We start from the raw sequence: 21,602 nt of genomic DNA, 5'->3' as shown, positions 1-21,602 counted from the left end.
GCGTATGGGGAATATTTAGAAGAACTTCCCGCTGCGGGCAGGAATTGGAGAGAAAATACATGATAAAAATTGCAGTAGACGCCATGGGCGGAGACAACGCCCCTGGAGAGATCGTAAAGGGTGCCGTTGACGCGGTCACAGAGCGGAACGACATTACGGTCTGTCTGACAGGACAGAAAGATGTCATCGAAAAAGAGCTCTCGAAATATACCTATAAAAAAGAGCAGATCGAGATCGTTGACGCCCCGGAAGTGATCGAGACGGGAGAACCGCCGGTCAATGCGATCCGTAAGAAAAAGAATTCTTCCCTTGTAGTTGGTCTGAACCTCGTGAAAAACGGCGAGGCTGACGGCTTTGTATCTGCGGGAAGCTCAGGAGCCGTCCTCGTAGGCGGCCAGGTCATCGTTGGTCGCGTCAAAGGCGTAGAGCGCCCGCCGCTCGCACCGCTGATCCCGACGGAAAAGGGAGTTTCCCTTCTGATCGACTGCGGGGCAAACGTTGACGCGAGACCGTCCCACCTGCTACAGTTCGCCCAGATGGGTTCCCTCTATATGAAATATGTGATGGGAATCGAAAATCCGAGAGTGGCGATCGTCAATATCGGTCTGGAGGAGGAGAAGGGAAATGCTCTCGTGAAAGAGACCTTCCCGCTCTTAAAAGAATGTAAAAATATCAACTTTATCGGAAGTATCGAAGCCCGTGAGATCCCGCACGGCGGCGCGGATGTGATCGTCTGCGAGGCCTTTGTCGGAAATGTGATCTTAAAGCTCTATGAGGGCGTCGGCGCAACGATGATGACAATGGTGAAGAAAGGCCTGATGAGCAATTTAAGAAGCAAGATCGGAGCTCTTCTGATCAAACCGGCGTTAAAATCCACGCTGAAGAGCTTTGATGCGAGCCAGTACGGCGGCGCACCGCTCCTGGGCTTAAAGGGACTCGTTGTGAAGACTCACGGAAGCTCCAAGGCAAAAGAAGTAAAGAATTCGATTATCCAGTGCATCTCCTTCAAGGAGAATGAGATCTCGGATAAGATCCGGGAATGCCTTGCACCGGAAGAAACTGCATAGACAGGTTGAAAAACACCAATATGCGGCAGTTCACATCGCCGCATAAAATTACATCAGAAGACAACCGGCAACAGTCCGGATGCAAAAATTAAATATATGGAACGGCACAGTTTTGTGTCTCCGTAAAAAGCAAAATAAGAGAGGATGGAAATTATGGAGTTCGAAAAATTACAGCAGATCATCGCAGAGGTTCTCAACATTGATCCGGAGGAGATCACAATGAATACAACATTCGTTGACGATCTCGGCGCGGATTCTCTGGATGTATTCCAGATCATCATGGGAATCGAAGAAGAGTTTGACATCGAGATCCCGACTGAGGAAGCTGAGAAGATCGCGAGTGTCGGCGATGCTGTTGAGGCGATCAAAAACGCATTAAATTAGTAGCAGGAAAAGGTGTCTCCGCAAAGGGACACCTTCTTTGCGATACATGGCAGAAGAAAGGCAAATCGAATGAAAGAAAAACTAGAAAAACTTCAGGAAGTGATCGGCTACCGGTTCAAAGATCCGGGACTTCTGACTCACGCCCTGACACACAGTTCCTACGCGAACGAAAAACACTGGGATAAGACGCGCTGCAATGAGCGCCTGGAATTTCTGGGCGATGCCGTGCTCGAGGTGATCTCCAGCGATTTTCTGTTTCACACTTATGAGTCCATGCCGGAGGGCGAGATGACAAAACTCCGTGCCAGTCTTGTCTGTGAGCCGACGCTCGCTTACTGCGCGGAAGTGATCCCGTTAGGTGATTATCTGCTGCTCGGAAAGGGCGAGGACCTGACCGGAGGAAGAAAACGTCCGTCTGTTGTCTCCGATGCGATGGAGGCAGTGATCGGTGCGATCTATCTGGATGGTGGTCTTGCTAATGCAAAAGAGTTTATCCATAAATTCATTTTAAATGATATCGAACATAAGCAGCTCTTTTACGATAGCAAAACTATCCTGCAGGAAATGGTTCAGGCAAAGTACAAAGAAACACTTGTCTATGAACTGATAAAGGAAGAGGGACCGGATCACAACAAGTCCTTCGAGGTGTGCGTAAAGATCGGCGATGAGGAGATCGGCAGAGGTCTGGGACGCACGAAAAAAGCGGCCGAGCAGGTTGCCGCTTACCACGGGATCTGCAGGATCAAATAAGATCGGGACCCGTGAGGACCGGAATGGTCACATTATAGAAATAGGAAAATAACGCATGTATTTAAAGAGTATCGAAGTACAGGGATTCAAATCCTTTGCAAATAAGATCGTATTTGAATTCCACAACGGAATCACCGGCATCGTTGGTCCGAACGGAAGTGGAAAGAGCAATGTTGCCGACGCGGTCCGCTGGGTGCTCGGTGAGCAGAAGGTAAAGCAGCTCAGAAGTGCGTCCATGCAGGACGTGATCTTCTCCGGCACAGAGACAAGAAAACCCCAGGGATTTGCCTATGTGGCGATCACCCTGGACAATTCCGACCACCAGCTTGCCATCGATTACGATGAAGTGACGGTCTCCAGGCGGATCTACCGCTCCGGTGAGAGTGAGTACCTCTTAAACGGAAGCGCCTGCAGGCTGAAGGATATCAATGAGCTTTTTTATGATACCGGTATCGGTAAGGAAGGCTACTCCATCATCGGGCAGGGACAGATCGATAAGATCTTAAGCGGACGCCCGGAAGACCGCAGAGAGCTTTTTGATGAGGCGGCCGGGATCGTAAAGTTTAAGCGCAGAAAGGCGATCGCCCAGAAAAAACTCGAGGATGAGAAGCAGAATCTCGTCCGCGTATCGGATATCCTGAGCGAACTTGAAAAGCAGGTGGCACCTCTTGCAAAACAGGCGGAGACGGCGAAAGAGTATTTAAGACTCCGGGAAGAGCTGAAGCGTTTCGATGTGAACCTCTTCCTCGCAGACCTGAAAGCGGTCGAGGAGCAGAAACGGGAACTCGCACAGAAAGAGCACACCGTAAACGGCGATATGGAAGATTCCAAAGCCGCTGCCGAAGCTTTGAAAGAGGAATATGACCGGATCTCCGAGGCGGTCCGTCTGCTGGACGAAAAGATCACGGAAAAGCAGAATGCCGAAAATGAGGCGAAACTGTCCGCAGGAAACCTGGAAGGACAGATCGATGTCATAAAAGAGCAGATCCGCACAGAGGAACTGAATGCGGAGCACATCAAAAACAGGACGGCTGCCATCGATGAGGAGCTGGCGGCCAAAGAGAAAGAACAGGGATCGATCAGGCAGGAAAGAGAGGCTCTCGGGACCAGAATCCGGGAAGTGTCAGAACGACTTTCCGATGCGGAGAACACCGTAAATACTTCCGGCAGCCGCGTTGACAGTCTCGAACAGTCCATCGAAGAGTTAAAGAGTGCAAAGATCGAAGCACTGAATGAAAAATCAGAACTCTCTGTAAAGAAGCAGAAGGATGTCACCACGCTGGAGCAGGTCCAGGTCCGCAGATCTGAGGTAGCCCAGAAACTCTTAAAAGTAAAGAGTGATGAGGAAAACTGGGATAACCAGATCTCAGAGCAGAACGAGCGTCTGACTGCCATCGATGCGGAGATCGAAAAACTCCTCTCCCAGGCGGAATCCCTGGAGGAAGAGGTGAAGGCGGCGAACGAAGAGATCCGCCGTTTAAACAGAAACTTAAGCCACACGGAACAGGATTACCATACGGCCCACACAAAACTGGAATCCTTAAGGAACCTTGCGGAGCGTTATGATGGATATGGAAACAGCATCAAGCGTGTCATGGAAGTCAGGGACCGTGTGAGAGGGATCCACGGCGTTGTGGCTGATCTGATCGATGTTCCGAAAGAATATGAGATCGCCATCGAGACAGCGCTCGGCGGATCGATCCAGAACATCGTCACAGATTCCGAGCAGACCGCAAAAGTCCTGATCGAACACCTGAAAAAGAACAAGTTCGGTCGTGCGACCTTCCTGCCGTTATCCGCGATCTCATCCGGGGATGGATTTAAGACGCCAGGCGCGCTAAAAGAACCGGGAGCGATCGGGATCGCTGCAGATCTTGTCCGCGTGCGTCCGGAATATCAGGCACTTGCCAGATATCTCCTCGGCCGCGTCCTCGTGGTGGATCACATCGACAATGCGATCGCCATCGCGAGAAAATACCGGCACTCCATCCGGATCGTAACGCCGGAGGGCGATCTCTTAAATCCGGGCGGTTCCATGAGCGGCGGTGCCTTTAGAAACTCCAGCAATCTTCTCGGAAGAAAGAGAGAGATGGAGGAGTTGGAGGAGGCATGTAAACGCGCGCTGACGACCGTCGATAAGATCCAGGCGGAGACCGTGTTCCAGGAAGGCATATTCCAGGAAAAGAGCGGGGAGCTGGAGTCGGTAAAGAGTGCTCTCCAGGAAAAATATCTGGAAGAGAATACGACAAAGATCGCGTTAAAGCAGCTGGAAGGAAAGAAAGAAGAACTCTATGAATCCTCCGCGGACATGAACCTGGAAAACCGTCAGCTGGAAGAACAGATCCATGAACTCCGCGCAAGTCTCGCCGCGATCGCGAAAGAGATGGAGCGGCTGGAACAGGAAAACACGGAGCGGGAGACAAAGATCGGGACGGATTCCACCGCGTTGGAACAGGCAAAGGCCGACCGGGATACTGCATCTGCGGCGCTCTCCGAAGTCCAGCTGGAAGCAGCAAACTTAAAGCAGCAGGATTCCTTCCTCGACCAGAACATCCATCGTCTCGAAGATGAAAAAGAGCGGCTGCTCTCCGAAAGAATGTCTCTGCATGACGGACACACGGACAGTAAGCATGAGGTGGAAAAACGTCTGGCACAGATCGAAGAACTGAAGGAAAAGATCAAAGATGCCGGAAAGGATGCGGAAACGTACCGTCAGGAGATGGCTGCTGCCCAGGAAGAAAAAGCCGCGAAAAACGAGGCACAGAAAGGCTTCTTCGAAAAGCGGGAAGCGCTCTCTGCGAGAATCTCCGATCTCGATAAGGAGCTGATCCGTCTTCAGAACCAGAACGACAAGCTTGCGGAACGCCAGGATTCCCAGGTGGACTATATGTGGAATGAATATGGTCTCACCTTCTCAACAGCGGAGCTTCTCCGGGATGAGACCCTGACGAATGCGGCGGATATGAAACGCCAGATCGCTGAACGGAAGAATGCAATCCGCGGACTCGGAAATGTCAATGTCAATGCGATCGAGGATTATAAAGAGATCTCTGAGCGTTACGAGTTCATGAAGACCCAGCATGATGACCTTGTCGCGGCACAGGATGCCCTCTATAAGATCATCGAAGAGCTGGATATCGGAATGCGAAAGCAGTTTACAGAAAAATTTGCCCTGATCCGGGCAGAGTTTGACAAGGTATTCCGGGAACTCTTCGGAGGAGGACACGGAAGTCTTGAGCTGATCGAGGACGAAGATATCCTGGAGGCGGGGATCCAGATCATCTCCCAGCCGCCGGGAAAGAAACTTCAGAATATGATGCAGATGTCCGGCGGTGAAAAGGCACTGACGGCGATCGCCCTGCTCTTTGCGATCCAGAACTTAAAACCGTCCCCGTTCTGTCTCCTTGATGAGATCGAGGCGGCGCTTGACGATTCCAACGTCGACCGCTATGCGAAATATCTGCACAAACTGACAAAACATACCCAGTTTATCGTCATCACCCACCGAAGAGGCACGATGCTCGCGGCTGACCGGCTCTACGGAATCACGATGCAGGAGAAAGGCGTATCCACGCTTGTCTCCGTAAACCTGATCGAAAACGATCTGAAATAATTGGAGGATTCATATGGAAGAGAAGAAAAAGGGCTTTTTCTCGCGCCTTGTGGAAGGTCTCACGAAGACCAGAGAAAACATTGTATCCGGAATGGATTCCATCTTTTCCGGCTTCTCCGCGATTGATGATGATTTCTACGAGGAGCTTGAGGAGACTCTGATCATGGGCGATATGGGAATCCAGACGACCATGGCGGTCATTGAAGACCTGAAAAAGACCGTAAAAGAGCAGCATATCAAAGAACCGGAGAAATGCCGGGAGGCGCTGATCGCCAGCATCCGTGCAAAGATGGATCTTGGCGAGAATGCGTATGAGTTTGAAAACAGGAAATCCGTTGTCCTCGTCATCGGTGTCAACGGAGTCGGAAAGACGACGTCCATCGGAAAGCTTGCAGACCAGTTAAAGGCAGAGGGAAAGAAGGTTGTTCTTGCGGCGGCTGATACCTTCCGTGCTGCAGCGATCGACCAGTTGGCAGAGTGGGCAAACCGTGCCGGCGTGGAGCTGATTGCCCAGAAAGAGGGATCCGATCCGGCTGCCGTGATCTACGACGCGATCTCCGCGACAAAATCGAGAAACGCAGACGTCCTGATCTGCGATACCGCGGGAAGACTCCATAACAAGAAAAACCTCATGGAGGAGTTAAAAAAGATCAACCGCATCATCGATAAGGAGTACCCGGAAGCTTACCGTGAGACACTCGTTGTTCTCGACGGAACGACAGGACAGAACGCTCTGGTCCAGGCCCGCCAGTTCATGGAAGCTGCCGACATTACGGGCATCATCCTCACAAAGCTTGACGGTACTGCAAAGGGCGGCATCGCGGTTGCAATCCAGTCGGAACTTGGGATCCCGGTCAAATATGTCGGTGTCGGGGAGAAGATCGACGACCTTCAGAAATTTAATTCCGAAGACTTCGTAAACGCATTGTTTGCGAAACAGCCGGAATGACCGATGCAATTCAGGCAGAAAACAGCCAGATAAATGCCGGTATAGCAGACAACTATGGGAAAGACAGAAAAATGTTCCATCGATGAGATCGATCAGGAATGAATATGAAGGAGAATACAAATGGAAATGCAGGAACTTTCACTCGAAAAATTTGAAGAAGCATCTGAGATCGTAAAAAAGGTCACTCAGGAGACAAAACTGATCTACAGTGAATATTTTTCTGAGCGCTACGGGAACAAGATCTACTTTAAACCGGAAAACATGCAGCGCACCGGTGCATACAAAGTGCGCGGCGCTTATTATAAGATCAGCCAGCTCTCAGCGGAAGAGCGTTCCCGCGGTCTGATCACTGCATCTGCCGGAAACCATGCCCAGGGCGTTGCCTATGCCGCAAAACTTGCCGGTGTGAAAGCAACCGTCGTTATGCCGGTGACAACACCGCTCATCAAGGTAAACCGCACAAAATCCTACGGTGCCGACGTTGTCCTCTACGGAAATGTCTTCGATGAGGCATGTGCCCATGCATACGAGCTTGCAGACGAGCACGGATATACCTTCGTTCACCCGTTCAATGATCTGGAAGTTGCGACCGGCCAGGGCAGCATTGCGATGGAGATCATCAAAGAACTCCCGACTGTGGATTACATTCTCGTTCCGGTAGGCGGAGGCGGACTCTGTACAGGCGTCTCCACACTCGCAAAACTCTTAAATCCGAAGATCAAGGTCATCGCTGTTGAGCCGACAGGAGCTGCCTGCTTAAAGGCATCCTTAGAGGCCGGAGAGGTAACCACCGTCTCCAAGATCAACACGATCGCGGACGGTACCGCTGTCCAGACGCCGGGCGACAAGCTCTTCCCGTATCTTCAGGCAAACGTGGATCAGGTCATCACAGTGGACGACTCCGAACTGACTCTTTCTTTCCTCGATATGGCAGAGAATCATAAGATGATCGTCGAGAACTCCGGTCTTTTGACCGTTGCGGCTTTAAAGCATCTTGACTTCAAAGGCAAAAAAGTCGTATCCGTTTTAAGCGGCGGAAACATGGATGTCTTAACGATGGCGACAGTTGTCCAGAACGGACTGATGCAGAGAGACCGTATCTTCACGGTAAGCGTGATGCTTCCGGATAAGCCTGGCCAGTTGGCAGCTGTTTCTGCACTGATCGCAAAAGAGCAGGGCAACGTGATCAAGCTCGAGCACAACGTATTCGCAAATGTAAACCGCGCAGCGGGTGTGGAACTTACGATCACATTAGAGTCCTTCGGAACTGAGCACAAGGATCAGATCATCAAGGCTCTGGAAACAGCGGGCTACTGCCCGGTAATCTCCAAGACTTCCGGAATTTATATGTAATGATACCAGGGATTCTCCCGCCTCTGCGGGAGGTGTGATGAACGGACCGCCGGTCATGGAACGCGGTCAGGCATATATCAATTTGTCAAACTTCGTGAAATGCCCGACGGTCTGCTGAATAAGGGGAAAATGTATGTACAGAAGCGAAACTCATACTGCTCTCAGCAAGAACATCCTGTATTTTCTCCGCTGGACCGCGATCTCTATTGTAATGGGAACCGTCTGCGGTCTCATCGGGACCGTTTTCGGATACGGGGTCATCTACGCTCAGCGGCTGTTTAAAACTTACAGCTTTATGCTGTATCTCATGCCCGTGGCAGGTGTTCTGATCGTCCTTCTTCACCAGATGTTCCACGAGATCGGAAACCGCGGGACGAACCTGATCCTGGAGTCGATCTCATCCAACGAGAAGATCCATATGACGACCCTGCCGTGTATCTTTGTCTCCACGATCTTAAGCCAGGCGGTCGGCGCGTCTGCCGGCAAAGAGGGAGCTGCCTTACAGATCGGCGGCTGCATCGGAAATTATCTCGGGGATCTCTTCCATATGGATGAGAGAGACAAAAAAGTCATGATCATGAGCGGCATGAGCGGCTGTTTCGGGGCGATCTTTGGGACGCCTCTGGCTGCCGCAATGTTCGGAATCGAGGTCATCAGCATCGGTGTCGCTTATTACGCGGCTCTCGTGCCGTGCGTCTTTGCCTCCTTCATCGGTGCCCAGATTTCCGGTGCGCTTGGACTTCACGGGGAAGCGTTCCAGATCCTCCATGTTCCGGAATTTTCCCTTGTACCGGCGCTCTACACCGTCGGACTCGGACTGGCCTGTGCGCTTTTAAGCGTCTGCTTCTGCATCCTGCTCCATGAGACCCAGCATCTCTACAAGAAAAAGATCGACAACGTTTATCTGCGCATTCTTGTGGCAGCAGTCCTTTCCATCGGACTCGCGCTGGTGTTCGGCAGGGATTACTGCGGAGCCGGATTTAATCTTGTGGAACAGGCGGTGGAAGGAGATGCCGGATACCTGGCGTTCTTCTTCAAGATGGTCTTCACGGCGGTGGCCCTCGGCGGCGGCTTTAAGGGCGGAGAGATCGTTCCCACACTGGCAGTGGGATCCACATTCGGGTGCACGTTCGGACTGCTCACAGGCTTTGAACCGTCCCTGTGTGCGGCAGCAGGCATGCTCGCCACCTTCGTCGGCGTCACAAACTGCCCGATCGCGACCATGTTCCTCGGCTTCGAGCTCTTCGGTTTTGAGGCGATGCCGTATTTTGCGGTTGCCGTTGCCATCAGCTTCACACTGTCGGGATATTACGGGCTCTACAGCAGCCAGAAGTTCACATATTCAAAGACAAAGACCGAGTTCATCAACCGGAAAGCCCACTGATCAAGGTCCGGTTCCGGGGATTCAGTTAGAAAAAATGATCAAAAGTAATCAGATATTTCGGAAAATATTTGCAGAACCCGATGACCGGGGATTTTCAGATCGGAAATCCCGCAGGGTATCCATTGATCGGGACCGGATGTGAATATTATCGGGATATCCGGTTGCTTTTTTACTGCCAAGGTGTTATGATAAACGACACAGGTCTATTTACATGCGGTGCTGTCACAGACCGCCGGAGGATGGTTGTACGATATCCCAAACGGCGATCTCTGAGAGTTAAAAGGGAAACAGGTCAGACGCCTGTGCGAGCCCGTCACTGTAGATCCGGAGTGCATGAATCTTGTCCGTGTTATGCGGACAGTCACTGGCGAAACCTGCCGGGAAGGCGTTTCATGCATGATGATGGATGAGCCAGGAAACCTGCCGGATGTCCGTTTGGAGGGGAAAAACCAGCCGGGGACCTTAAAAAATCATTTTTCAAGCGAGGAGAAGAGTAAATGAGAAAAGCAAACATCTACGCCGTTATGACAGCGGCAGCCGTATCCATGGCGATCCTTTCCGGATGCTCCGGAAGCCAGACAGCAGCGACAACAGCTGCGGAGACCACAACCGTTGCAGAGACAACAGCTGAGGAGACTACAGCCGCAGAGACAGCAGCTGCAGAAGAGGACGAGGAAAACTACAATACAGGAGACGCTTCCATGGATAACACAAGAAATCAGGATGAGATCGGCGAGAAAGAACTTCTTGTTGTGAGCTTTGGTACAAGCTACAATGACAGCAGAAGACTGACAGTCGGCGCGATCGAGAATGCGATCGAAAATGCATTCCCGGATTACTCCGTAAGAAGAGGTTTCACAAGCCAGATCATCATTGACCATGTAAAAAAGAGAGACAATGTTTCGATCGATAACGTGACAGAGGCTTTAAACCGCGCTGTTGACAACGGTGTCAAGACTCTCGTTGTACAGCCGACCCACCTTATGAACGGTCTTGAGTACACAGATCTTGTAAACGAGTTAGCTGATAATTCCGACGCTTTCGAGCAGGTTGCTGTCGGTGAGCCGCTCTTAACTTCTGATGATGACTTCAAGGCAGTGATCTCCGCGATCACAGACGCAACAAAAGAGTACGATGACGGTGAGACCGCGATCTGCTTCATGGGTCACGGCACAGAGGCTGATTCCAACGCCGTTTACCAGAAAATGCAGGATATGTTAAAGGAAGAGGGCTTTGACAACTACTATGTAGGTACCGTTGAGGCAACTCCGTCCTGTGAAGATGTCATCAATCAGGTAAAGGAAGGTTCCTACAAGAAAGTTGTTCTTGAGCCGCTTATGATCGTAGCCGGTGACCACGCAAACAACGATATGGCCGGTGACGACGATGACTCCTGGAAGAGCCAGTTTGAGGCTGCAGGCTATGAGGTAACCTGCCTTGTAAGAGGTCTTGGTGAGCTTGAGCCGATCCAGCAGCTCTTCGTACAGCATGCCCAGGCTGCAGTGAACAGTCTCGCAAAATAAGAATGTTTAGATATGGGCGGTCGAGGATTCGGCCGCCTTTTTATATAACCGGGAGGTGCACTTGCGGGAAACTCCAGCCTGCGAAAGGAACTTCAGGAAACCGTCCAGGATGCCCCAATGATTTCCGGTTACAAAAGGAGAGAAAACTTTATGCGTAAATTAAAACAATTTTCATTAGCACTCGCAGTTGTCTGCGCTCTGTCCACAGCCTGCGGACAGTCCGGGTCGACAGAAACGACAGCTGCTTCTGCAGAGACCACGGCGGAAACAACAGCGGAAACTGCTTCGGCCGATGAGACAAAGGCAGCCGTTGCTTCCGGCGAGGAGACTGCCGCAGAACAGACACTTGACACGACGGGACTCGTCCCGGTATCTGCAGAGGATCTGAAAGAGGGAACCTACGAGATTTCCGTGGAGTCCAGCTCTTCCATGTTTAAGATCACATCCTGTACGCTGACAGTCAAAGACGGCGCCATGACCGCGAAAATGACGATGGGCGGGACCGGATACCTGTATGTCTATATGGGAACCGGAGAGGAGGCTGCAAAGACCGCGGAGACAGACCGGATTCCTTTCGAGGAGAATTCTGACGGAACACACAGCTTTACTGTTCCGGTCAAGGCCTTAAATGAGGTGCTTCCGTGCGCTGCATTCAGCAAGAAAAAAGAGAAATGGTATGACAGGGAGCTTGTCTTTGAGGCATCCGGGATCCCGGCAGACGCGCTTCTCAATTCTTCCTTAAAAACCGTCCAGGATCTCTCCCTTGCGGATGGAACTTACACCGCGGAAGTCTCCCTGAGCGGCGGATCCGGACGTGCATCCGTGGAATCTCCGGCTGTGATCGAGATCAAAGACGGAAAAGCGGAGGCGACGATCATCTGGAGCAGCTCCAATTATGACTATGTGCGGGTAGAGGAAGAGAAATTCCTCCCGGTTAATACAGAGGGAAACTCCACATTTGTGATCCCGGTAGCTGGATTTGACAGCCCGCTTACGATCTTTGCGGATACAACTGCCATGAGCACGCCTCATGAGATCGAGTATACGCTGACCTTTGATTCCAGTACCCTGGCGGAGCAGAAACAGTAAATATGGAAAGAAGACAAATTGATCCCAGGAAGCAGAAAAGAAGGACGCGGGTGCGTTATACACTTTTTAGATCTGTTCTGGCTGCGGCAATCCTCATGACTGCTGCGTTTGCCTGCTCCGGCTGTTCGAAAAAAACGGAACCCGGGACGGCCGCGCCGTCTACAGGGGAAAACCACACGACCGCTTCCGTGGATGGCAGTGAGGAAAATCTTCAGGCTCAGCAAAACAAAGATCTGCCGGTTCTTAACTGGGAGGAGATGTCCCCGACAGGCTCCATGGATCTTCTCTACGCCGACCAGTTTTCAGCAGACTATTATGAGGACGGCATCGCCCTCATCACCATCGGGGATGCGGATCAGTTTCTCCTGCTGCCGGAAGGTGTGTCCGCGCCTGACGGACTTCCGGCTTCGATCACGGTCCTTCATAAACCGGTAAAAAATATCTATCTTGTGGCGACCTCCGCCATGGATGATTTTATCCGCCTGGATGCCCTGGATTCCATTGCACTTTCCGGGACAAAGGAGACCGGATGGTACCTTCCGGAGGCGAAAACTGCGATGGAAGAGGGAAAGATTGCCTATGCAGGAAAGTACAGCGCACCGGATTACGAAACGATCGTAAGCAGCTCCTGTGAGCTTGCAGTGGAATCCACGATGATCTACCATACCCCGGAGGTCAAGGAACAGCTGGAACGCCTCGGGATCCCGGTCCTCGTGGAGCGGTCCAGCTATGAGAGTCATCCGCTCGGGAGAATGGAGTGGATCCGCCTCTATGGTCTTCTGACGGGAAAAGAGGAGGAGGCCGATCAGATCTTTCAGGAAAATATGAATGCTCTGTCGGATGTCCTCGCCATGAAACCGTCCGGAAAGACAGCTGCATTTTTCTATGTGACAAATTCCGGAAGCGTCAATGTCCGGAAGAACGGGGATTATATCGCGAAGATGATCGATATCGCCGGAGGAACGTATGTGCCGGAAAATGCCGGGACCGGTGAGAATGCGCTTTCCACGATGAACATGGATTTTGAGTCTTTCTATGCCGCCGCAAAAGACGCGGATGTCCTGATCTACAACAGCACGATCGACGGGGAACTTACCACGATCGACGAACTGTGTGCAAAAAATCAGCTCTTTGCGGATTTCAAGGCGGTGAAAGAGGGCAATGTCTGGTGTACCGGGAAAAACATGTTCCAGGAGACCATGGGGCTCGGGGACATGATCCGGGACATGAATGCAGTGTTCTCCGGAAACCGGGAGTATGCGTTCACGTATCTGCACCAGCTGAAATAAAAAACAACGTAACTGTTCAGTACCCTCACAGTTACGAGCAAAAATCCATTCCAAATCGGCTTCGCTGATGGGATTTTTGCCTTCAAGCCTGTGTTTTATTACGGTCAGCGCAGCAAGTGCGCTGACCTATTGAATAGTTACAAAACAGCTTAAAAACCGCGGTCGATGAAAGGAGACATGGAAGCTATGGAAGTTCAGACAAAGCGGATCATCCGCGCCTATCTGCTCCTGATCGTGCTGCTCGGAGGACTCGGCTTTTTGAGCCTGGCGGTCGGCAGCGTGCGGGTATCGGCAGCAGATCTCCTCGCGGCCCTGACGGCGAAAGAGGGGACCGATATGGTCCGGCATATCCTCTTTGATATCCGGCTTCCGAGAATGCTCGCTGCCCTGACCCTCGGCGGAGCACTCTCCGTATCCGGTTTTCTCTTACAGACATTTTTCTCAAATCCGATCGCAGGACCTTTCGTCCTCGGGATCTCGTCCGGAGCAAAGCTTGTCGTATCGGTCTTTATGGTCGTGTTCCTCGGACAGGGACTGATCATGAATTCCTGGACCATGATCCTTGCGGCATTTCTCGGCGCCATGGTGTCCATGGGCTTTGTCCTGACGGTCTCAAAAAAGATCCCTCAGATGTCCATGTTGGTGGTCAGCGGCATTATGATCGGCTATATCTGTTCTGCGGCCACGGATTTTATCGTGACGTTCGCGGATGATTCGAATATCGTAAATCTCCACAACTGGTCCATGGGAAGCTTTTCCGGGATCTCGATGGATGGGGTGAAGATCAGCTCCCTTGTAGTCACAGCGGCGTTTCTTGGTTCCATGCTGCTCTCAAAAGCCATGGGAGCTTACCAGCTGGGAGAAGTCTACGCGAGAAACATGGGAGTCAATATCAGACGGTTCCGGATCGAACTGATCCTTTTGTCCAGCATCCTCTCAGCCACAGTGACTGCGTTTGCCGGTCCGGTCTCATTCGTCGGGATCGCGGTGCCCCATGTGATCCGGCAGCTTTTTAAGACCGCGAAGCCGATCATTGTGATCCCGGGATGTTTCCTCGGCGGGGCTGTTTTCTGCCTGTTCAGCGATCTGCTGGCGAGGACATTATTCGCGCCTACGGAGATCTCCATCAGTTCCGTGACCGCAGTGTTCGGAGCGCCGGTGGTGATCGTGATGATGATAAAGAGGGCAAAGCGCTGATACCGGGAAAGTATGGAGCAGCTTGTAGACCACAGCTTATCAGCCTGTGAGCAGCATGAAAGGAGAACGTATGAAGACCTACCTGACAGCCGACTGCCTGACCGTCGGATACCGCGGAAAACCGATCATTTCCGATATTTCCATGAACATCCGCCGCGGCTCCATCGTCACGCTGATCGGACCGAACGGGGCCGGAAAGTCCACGATCTTAAAGAGCATCATCCGTGAGCTTTCTCCTCTGGGCGGGAGTGTTTATCTGGACGGCAGGGGGATCGGGGAATATTCCGACCATGAGTTTGCGAAAAAGACTGCCGTGGTCATGACCGGGCGGCCGGATCCGGAGCTTATGACGTGTTTTGATGTGGCCGCTGCCGGGCGGTATCCGTATACCGGCCGGTTCGGGATCCTGTCCGGGGAAGATAAGAAAAAAGTCCGGGACGCCCTTTCCATGGTGCAGTGCGAAGACCTTGCGGACATCCTGTTCCGGAACACGAGTGATGGACAGAAGCAGCGCGTTCTTCTGGCTCGCGCCATCTGCCAGGAACCGGAACTCCTGGTCCTCGATGAGCCGACCTCCTTTCTTGATATCCGGCATAAACTCGAGCTCCTTGATATTTTGAAACGGCTGGTTCACGAAAGAAATATGGCAATCCTCATGTCGCTCCACGAGCTGGACCTTGCGGAGCGGATCTCCGATTACGTGCTCTGTGCGGAACACGGGACGATCGGAAGAGCAGGAACCCCGGAGGAAGTGTTTGAAAAGGAGTATATCGCGAACCTCTACGGGATCCGGCACGGGAGCTATCTGACTTCGCTTGGATTTCCGGAGCTTCCGCGGACAGACGGAACTCCGAAGGTGTTTGTCATCGGCGGGATGGGGAGCGGGATCCCTGTATACCACGCCTTAAACAGAGCCGGGATCGCGTTTGCAGCCGGGGTCATCCATGAAAATGATGTGGAGTACCAGACGGCGATGGCGCTGGCGGCAGAGGTGGTCTCCGAGATCCCGTTTGAGCCGGTGGGAGAGCAGGCGTATCTTCAGGCAGAAAAACTTCTGGATTCCTGCGAAGCCGTTCTCTGCCCGCTCACAGTCTTCGGGACCATGAACAGCAGGAACCGCGAGCTTTGGCGGTCTGCGAAGGAACTCGGAAAATTACAGCAAATAAATCTTGACAAATCTGATTCCGGTGATATACTGATTTACAAGTGAAAAAAATAACACGTTGACAGGAAGAGTACGTTCGGAAAATGCTCAGAGAGGGATATGTTTGGTGAGAATATCCTGCACGGAACGAACCGAAGACCGCCCTGGAGTGTCCCTTAATCGGGAACGGTGATTCCGTTATCATCAAATGAAGTGGTATAGATTTTCTATACAAGCAGGGTGGAACCACGGGTAATCTCGTCCCTTGACTGTATTTCGTGTACAGTCAAGGGACTTTTTTTTCGCGAAACGGAAAACAGCATAAAATTTTTCCACAAGAAAGAGGAGAATGACCATGAAAGTAACATTAAAAGATGGCTCTTTTAAAGAGTACGCACAGCCGATGGCTGTCATCGACATCGCAAAAGATATCAGCGAAGGCCTTGCAAGAATGGCCTGTGTCGCAGAGATCGACGGAGAAGTAAAGGATCTGCGCACGATCGTTGACAAGGACTGCACATTAAATATCTTCACAGCAAAGGATCCGGAAGGTCTTGCAGCACTCCGCCACACAGCAAGCCATGTGATGGCTCAGGCGATCAAGAGACTCTGGCCGGAGACAAAGCTTGCGATCGGTCCGTCCATCGCTGACGGCTTCTACTACGATATCGACCGCGATGAGCCGGTAACATCCGATGACCTCGCAAAGATCGAAGCTGAGATGAAGAAGATCATCAAAGAAGCTCTTCCGTTAGAGCGCTTCGAGCTTCCGAGAGCGCAGGCGATCGAATTCATGAAAGAAAAGAATGAGCCGTACAAAGTAGAGCTCATCGAGGATCTTCCGGAAGATGCGATCATCAGCTTCTACAAACAGGGCGAGTTCACAGACCTCTGTGCAGGCCCGCACCTCATGAACACAAAGGAAGTCGGCAAGGCATTCAAGCTCATGAACATCGCCGGTGCTTACTGGCGCGGAAGCGAAAAGAACAAGATGCTCACACGTATCTATGCGACAGCTTTCGCAAAGAAAGAAGACCTGGAAGCTTACGTTACCATGATGGAAGAGGCGAAGAAGCGTGACCACAGAAAGCTCGGCAAAGAGCTCGGTCTCTTCATGATGAGCGATGCAGGTCCTGGATTCCCGTTCTTCCTTCCGAAGGGAATGATCTTAAAGAATACACTGCTTGATTACTGGCGCGAGATCCATAAAAAAGCAGGTTATGTAGAGATCTCCACACCGATCATCTTAAACAGAAGCCTCTGGGAGACATCCGGTCACTGGGATCACTATAAGAACAACATGTATACAACTGTGATCGACGGCGAAGATTACGCGATCAAACCGATGAACTGCCCGGGCGGCGTTCTTGTTTATGCTTCCGAGCCGCGTTCCTACCGTGACCTTCCGCTCCGTATGGGCGAGCTTGGTATCGTTCACCGTCATGAGAAATCCGGTCAGCTTCACGGTCTTATGCGTGTACGCTGCTTCACACAGGATGATGCCCATATCTTCATGACTCCGGAGCAGATCCGCGACGAGATCAAGAACGTAGCAGGCCTCATCAATCAGGTATATTCCCTGTTCGGATTCAAGTACCATGTAGAGCTCTCCACAAGACCGGAAGACTCCATGGGAAGCGACGAGGACTGGGAGCTTGCAACAAGCTCCTTACAGGGTGCGCTTGATGACCTTGGACTCGACTATGTGATCAACGAAGGCGACGGCGCATTCTATGGCCCGAAGATCGACTTCCATCTGGTAGACGCGATCGGCAGAACATGGCAGTGCGGTACGATCCAGCTTGACTTCCAGCTTCCGCAGCGTTTCGAACTTGAGTACATCGGAGCTGACGGTGAGAAGCACAGACCGATCATGATCCACCGTGTATGCTTCGGTTCCATCGAGCGTTTCATCGGTATCCTGATCGAGCACTTTGCAGGCGCATTCCCGACATGGCTTGCACCTGTTCAGGTCAAGGTTCTTCCGATCTCCGAGAAATACGAGGAGTACGCAAAATCCGTCAAGGCAGCTCTTGACGCAGCGGATATCCGCTCCGAGATCGATCTCCGTTCCGAGAAGATCGGATACAAGATCCGTGAGGCACAGGGTCAGAAGATCCCGTACATGTTAGTTGTCGGACAGAAAGAGCAGGCAGACGGAACCGTATCCGTAAGAAGCCGCTTCAAAGGCGATGAGGGTGCAGAGGATCTGAATGTATTTATCGCAAATATCAAGGCTGAGATCACAGCACGCATCAACCGTCCGGTTGAAGTAAAGAAAGAAGAAGAGAAATAATCTCGATCCAGAGATAAATTGCAGGCCGGTCTTCGGAATTTTCCGTGGACCGGCTTTTTTCTGCTTTTTTGTCTGTCCGCTTGAACTTTTTTCTGAATGATGGTATCATAAAGCGGAATATGACCGTTGGGAGGTTTTATCAATTGGCGAAGAAAAAGAACAGGAAAGTCGTTCGTTATCGCCGGCCCCTGAATATCAATGTGGGCATGATCATTTTTGCCCTCATTTTCTTATATATGGCGTTTTATCTCTATACCTACCTTCGCAGGGACAAGGTGGAGTTTTATGAAGTTGTGGAAGGAAGTATCGTAAATGATACGAGGCACACCGGGATCATTCTCCGGACGGAGGAGCCGAAATATACGGACCGTGCCGGAAACATCAACTTCTATATGCGTGAGGGAAAGAGAGCAGCCGTTGGCACAAGAGTCTACTCGATCGATGAGACAGGAACACTTTCGGCTCTGCTCGCGGAGAAAACAGACGGATCGGTCGCGCTCTCAAAGGAGAATCTTGCTTCTTTAAAAAAACAGCTGTCGAGCTTCAGCCAGACATTCACCAACGAGGATTTCCGCGAAGTCTATGATACAAAGAATACTCTGGATTCAGAAGTCCTGGAGTATGTCAGCGTGGATACACTGAAAAATCTGGACAGCGCGATCTCAGAACTCGGCGGGAATTTTACCCAGGTGCGGTCCGATGTGGCCGGTGTTGTTTCGTACTCCATTGATTCGATGGAGACTCTGACACCAAACCAGGTGACTGCTGAGATGTTTGACAAGAGCAGCTATAAAAAATCCGGGATCCGTTCCGGGCAGCTCGTGGAGACGGGGGCTCCGGCTTATAAGATCATTACCTCCGAGGACTGGTCGATCGTATTTCCACTTTCCGATGAAGATCTTACCACTTATAATGGGAAGACATCCCTGACAGTAAAGTTTACAGGGCGTGACCTGGAGACTTCGGGGGCATTCTCCACCGTGACTGGGGGAGACGGAAAAACATACGGAAAACTCGATTTTTCCAAATATATGGAGCAGTTTGTATCGGACCGCTATGTGGACTTTGAGATCGTGACGGATGAAGTGCGCGGACTCAAGATCCCGAGAAGTTCCGTGACCGATGTGACGTTCTATGTGATCCCGAAAGACTACTATGTGAGCGGGAAGAAAGACTCTTCCGACACCTCGATAGTCTCTCAGAGCGGTTTCCGGAAAGAGACATATGCGGACGGAAAGACGGTGGGAGTTGTCACTCCGTGTACGATCTACTATGCGGATGACGAATATTATTACGTGGACGCCGGGGAAAACAGCGAGCTGAAAGCCGGGGACTTCCTCACGAAGGATGATTCCGGGGAGCGCTATCAGATCGGAATGACCCAGTCTGTACAGGGTGTCTACAATATCAACCGCGGTTATACGGTATTCCGGAGAATTGAGATTCTTTCTTCGAATGATGAATATTACACGATCAAAAAGGGAACGGACTACGGTCTGTCCGTCTACGACCACATTGTCCTTGACGCGAATGCCGTGACCGGAAACGGAATGATCATCTATCAGTAGGAGGTTTTATCATGTCAATTGCAGAGAATATAAAAAATGTGAGAGAACGCGTGAATGCGGCCTGCCTTCGTGCGGGAAGAGACCCGAAGGAAGTTACCCTGATCTCCGTCAGCAAGACGAAGCCGGTTTCCATGCTGATGGAAGCTTATGAGGCCGGGGAGCGTGATTTCGGTGAAAACAAGGTGCAGGAGATCACGGAAAAACGTCCGCAGATCCCGGAGGATGCGAGATTCCATATGATCGGACATCTCCAGACAAACAAGGTCGGACAGGTCATCGATAAGGCGGTCCTGATCCACTCCTGTGACAGCGTCCATCTCGCAGAGAAGATCGAGAAGGAAGCGGCGAAGCGTGATATGATCGCAAACGTGCTCCTCGAGGTCAACGTAGCGAGGGAGGAGAGCAAATTCGGCATGTTCTTAGAGGATGTGATCCCGAACCTGAAAGAGATCCAGGCATTCCCGCATGTCTGCGTAAAGGGGATGATGACGATCGCTCCAAACGTCGAAGACGCGGAAGAAAATCGAAAATATTTTAAAGAATTATATCAATTATATGTTGACATCAAAAGTAAAAACATTGATAATGGTACTATGACTGCGCTTTCCATGGGTATGACCGGCGACTTCGAGGTGGCTGTTGAGGAAGGTGCAACCATGATTAGAGTAGGGACCGGAATCTTTGGTTCCAGATAGATTGGAGAGAACTAGATATGAGCTTTTTAGGCAAGATTATGGATACGATGCGTCTGAACGACGATGAAGATGACGATTACTTCTTAGATGACGATTATGAGGATGAAAAACCGGCACGAAAGAGCCTTTTTAAGAAACAGGCAGCCGATGATCTAGATGATTATGAGGAGGAGAAACCGAGATTCTTACCTCGCGCCACAAACAACAATAAAGTCGTTCCGATGCGCCGCGGAAACGGGATGGAGGTTTCTCTGATCAAACCGACATCCCTGGATGACGCAAAGGAGATCTGCGATTATCTGCTTGCCGGAAAGGCAGTAGTCCTTAACATGGAGGGGATTCACACCGAGACCGCACAGCGGATCATCGATTTCACATCCGGATCCACCTATTCCATGAACGGAAATCTCCAGAAGATTTCCAATTACATTTTTATTGCGACCCCGCAGTCCGTTGAACTGTCCGGTGACTTCCAGGATCTTCTTTCCGGAGGAAACTTAGACGTATCCGGACTCAACATTCATCTGTAAAAAGGATCGATATGGAAAAGGAAGAACAGCTTTTTAAAAAGCGGATCCAGGAACTGGCGCAGAACGTTTACTCCCGCGATATCCCGCTTCACACAGATTTTCTGACACTTGCAGAACAGACTGTCTTCCAGAATATGTCGGCTACGCTGCCGCCGGTGAAGTTCGTACTTTCCGGCGGCTTTCCGATGTCTGAACGGAAGGTTTTATGTTTTCTGGCGTCCTACGAGGAGGAACTCTACGCTCCGCCGTTTGTGTGTTTAAAGATCGCGCCCGCGAACCGGCGTTTTGCGGAGGAGCTGACACACAGGGATTATCTCGGTGCGATCATGAATCTCGGCATCGAGCGGTCCATGATCGGAGATATTGTTCTGCAGGAGGGGAATGCCTGGGTTTTTGTCATGGAAAAGATGAGCAGATACCTTGCGGAGAACCTCACGATGATCCGGCACACTTCTGTTATCACAGAGATCACGTCGGATTTTTCGGATCTCCCGGAACCGGAGACGGAGGAGGTTTCCGGAACGGTGAGCTCGGTCCGCCTGGACTCGGTCGTCGCACTGTGCGCGAGACTTTCCAGGACAAAGGCAGCAGTCTATATTGAAGGTGAGAAGGTTTCCGTAAACGGAGCTGTCTGCACAAATGTATCGTTAAACCTGCGGGGCGGAGAGATCCTGTCAATCCGCGGGATCGGAAAATTCCGGTTCGGAGAGCCGGGAAATCTTACGAAAAAGGGGCGTACATCCGTCGTGGTGTACCGCTACAAATAGGAGG

At 51.3% G+C, this 21,602-nt stretch carries 17 protein-coding genes, 1 riboswitch and 1 other annotated feature; all 17 genes read left to right on the top strand.

Going from position 1 to position 21,602, the window contains the following annotated elements:
* Positions 1–59 precede the first annotated feature (59 nt).
* The 17 genes from plsX to ACI3EW_RS08520 all read left to right on the top strand — a co-directional run bounded on the left by plsX (position 60) and on the right by ACI3EW_RS08520 (position 21,598).
* Positions 60–1,067, top strand: coding sequence for a phosphate acyltransferase PlsX (gene plsX / locus ACI3EW_RS08600; RefSeq protein ID WP_329752508.1), 1,008 nt, complete (start codon positions 60–62; stop codon positions 1,065–1,067).
* 153 nt (positions 1,068–1,220) lie between these two features.
* Entirely contained in the window at positions 1,221–1,451 is a 231-nt protein-coding gene (acpP, locus tag ACI3EW_RS08595) for an acyl carrier protein (protein WP_015554516.1), read from the top strand.
* Positions 1,452–1,520: 69 nt separating this feature from the next.
* Positions 1,521–2,201, top strand: coding sequence for a ribonuclease III (rnc, locus tag ACI3EW_RS08590; RefSeq protein ID WP_329752509.1), 681 nt, complete (start codon positions 1,521–1,523; stop codon positions 2,199–2,201).
* Positions 2,202–2,256: 55 nt separating this feature from the next.
* Positions 2,257–5,814: a chromosome segregation protein SMC gene (gene smc / locus ACI3EW_RS08585; protein WP_329752510.1), complete on the top strand. Its 3,558-nt coding sequence runs from the start codon at positions 2,257–2,259 to the stop codon at positions 5,812–5,814.
* Positions 5,815–5,827: 13 nt separating this feature from the next.
* Positions 5,828–6,763: a signal recognition particle-docking protein FtsY gene (gene ftsY / locus ACI3EW_RS08580; protein ID WP_118321069.1), complete on the top strand. Its 936-nt coding sequence runs from the start codon at positions 5,828–5,830 to the stop codon at positions 6,761–6,763.
* A 120-nt stretch (positions 6,764–6,883) separates the two neighbouring features.
* Complete coding sequence (ilvA, locus tag ACI3EW_RS08575) at positions 6,884–8,116, top strand: threonine ammonia-lyase (protein WP_405579350.1); 1,233 nt, start codon at positions 6,884–6,886, stop codon at positions 8,114–8,116.
* Between the two features lie 133 nt (positions 8,117–8,249).
* Positions 8,250–9,500, top strand: a complete 1,251-nt coding sequence (locus ACI3EW_RS08570) for a chloride channel protein (protein WP_215702048.1) — start codon at positions 8,250–8,252, stop codon at positions 9,498–9,500.
* A gap of 231 nt (positions 9,501–9,731) precedes the next feature.
* Positions 9,732–9,942: riboswitch (cobalamin riboswitch) on the top strand.
* Positions 9,943–9,997: 55 nt separating this feature from the next.
* Positions 9,998–11,023 (top strand): sirohydrochlorin cobaltochelatase, encoded by a 1,026-nt coding sequence (locus ACI3EW_RS08565; protein WP_118533023.1) that lies wholly within the window; start codon positions 9,998–10,000, stop codon positions 11,021–11,023.
* A 150-nt stretch (positions 11,024–11,173) separates the two neighbouring features.
* A complete protein-coding gene (locus tag ACI3EW_RS08560; protein ID WP_118533025.1) occupies positions 11,174–12,112 on the top strand; it encodes a hypothetical protein in 939 nt (312 codons plus the stop codon).
* A gap of 50 nt (positions 12,113–12,162) precedes the next feature.
* Positions 12,163–13,401 carry an ABC transporter substrate-binding protein gene (locus tag ACI3EW_RS08555; RefSeq protein WP_346011200.1) on the top strand — a complete coding sequence of 413 codons (1,239 nt, stop codon included), beginning with the start codon at positions 12,163–12,165 and terminating at the stop codon, positions 13,399–13,401.
* A gap of 186 nt (positions 13,402–13,587) precedes the next feature.
* Entirely contained in the window at positions 13,588–14,598 is a 1,011-nt protein-coding gene (locus tag ACI3EW_RS08550) for a FecCD family ABC transporter permease (RefSeq protein ID WP_405579346.1), read from the top strand.
* 70 nt (positions 14,599–14,668) lie between these two features.
* Positions 14,669–15,808 carry an ABC transporter ATP-binding protein gene (locus ACI3EW_RS08545; protein WP_329752511.1) on the top strand — a complete coding sequence of 380 codons (1,140 nt, stop codon included), beginning with the start codon at positions 14,669–14,671 and terminating at the stop codon, positions 15,806–15,808.
* Positions 15,809–15,812: 4 nt separating this feature from the next.
* Positions 15,813–16,011 (top strand) — a binding site (T-box leader).
* Between the two features lie 86 nt (positions 16,012–16,097).
* Positions 16,098–18,038 carry a threonine--tRNA ligase gene (gene thrS, locus ACI3EW_RS08540; RefSeq protein WP_118533033.1) on the top strand — a complete coding sequence of 647 codons (1,941 nt, stop codon included), beginning with the start codon at positions 16,098–16,100 and terminating at the stop codon, positions 18,036–18,038.
* 143 nt (positions 18,039–18,181) lie between these two features.
* Positions 18,182–19,606: a biotin/lipoyl attachment domain-containing protein gene (locus ACI3EW_RS08535; RefSeq protein ID WP_185911881.1), complete on the top strand. Its 1,425-nt coding sequence runs from the start codon at positions 18,182–18,184 to the stop codon at positions 19,604–19,606.
* 11 nt (positions 19,607–19,617) lie between these two features.
* Positions 19,618–20,301, top strand: coding sequence for a YggS family pyridoxal phosphate-dependent enzyme (locus ACI3EW_RS08530; protein ID WP_118298033.1), 684 nt, complete (start codon positions 19,618–19,620; stop codon positions 20,299–20,301).
* A 17-nt stretch (positions 20,302–20,318) separates the two neighbouring features.
* Positions 20,319–20,831: a cell division protein SepF gene (locus tag ACI3EW_RS08525; protein WP_118298034.1), complete on the top strand. Its 513-nt coding sequence runs from the start codon at positions 20,319–20,321 to the stop codon at positions 20,829–20,831.
* 11 nt (positions 20,832–20,842) lie between these two features.
* Positions 20,843–21,598 carry a YlmH family RNA-binding protein gene (locus ACI3EW_RS08520; protein WP_405579339.1) on the top strand — a complete coding sequence of 252 codons (756 nt, stop codon included), beginning with the start codon at positions 20,843–20,845 and terminating at the stop codon, positions 21,596–21,598.
* Positions 21,599–21,602: the final 4 nt, after the last annotated feature.

Source organism: Pilosibacter rotomagensis (genome assembly GCF_045062245.2).
GTDB lineage: Bacteria > Bacillota > Clostridia > Lachnospirales > Lachnospiraceae > Pilosibacter.
Note: the sequence above shows the minus strand (reverse complement) of the source record. Positions and strands in the feature narration are given on the sequence as shown.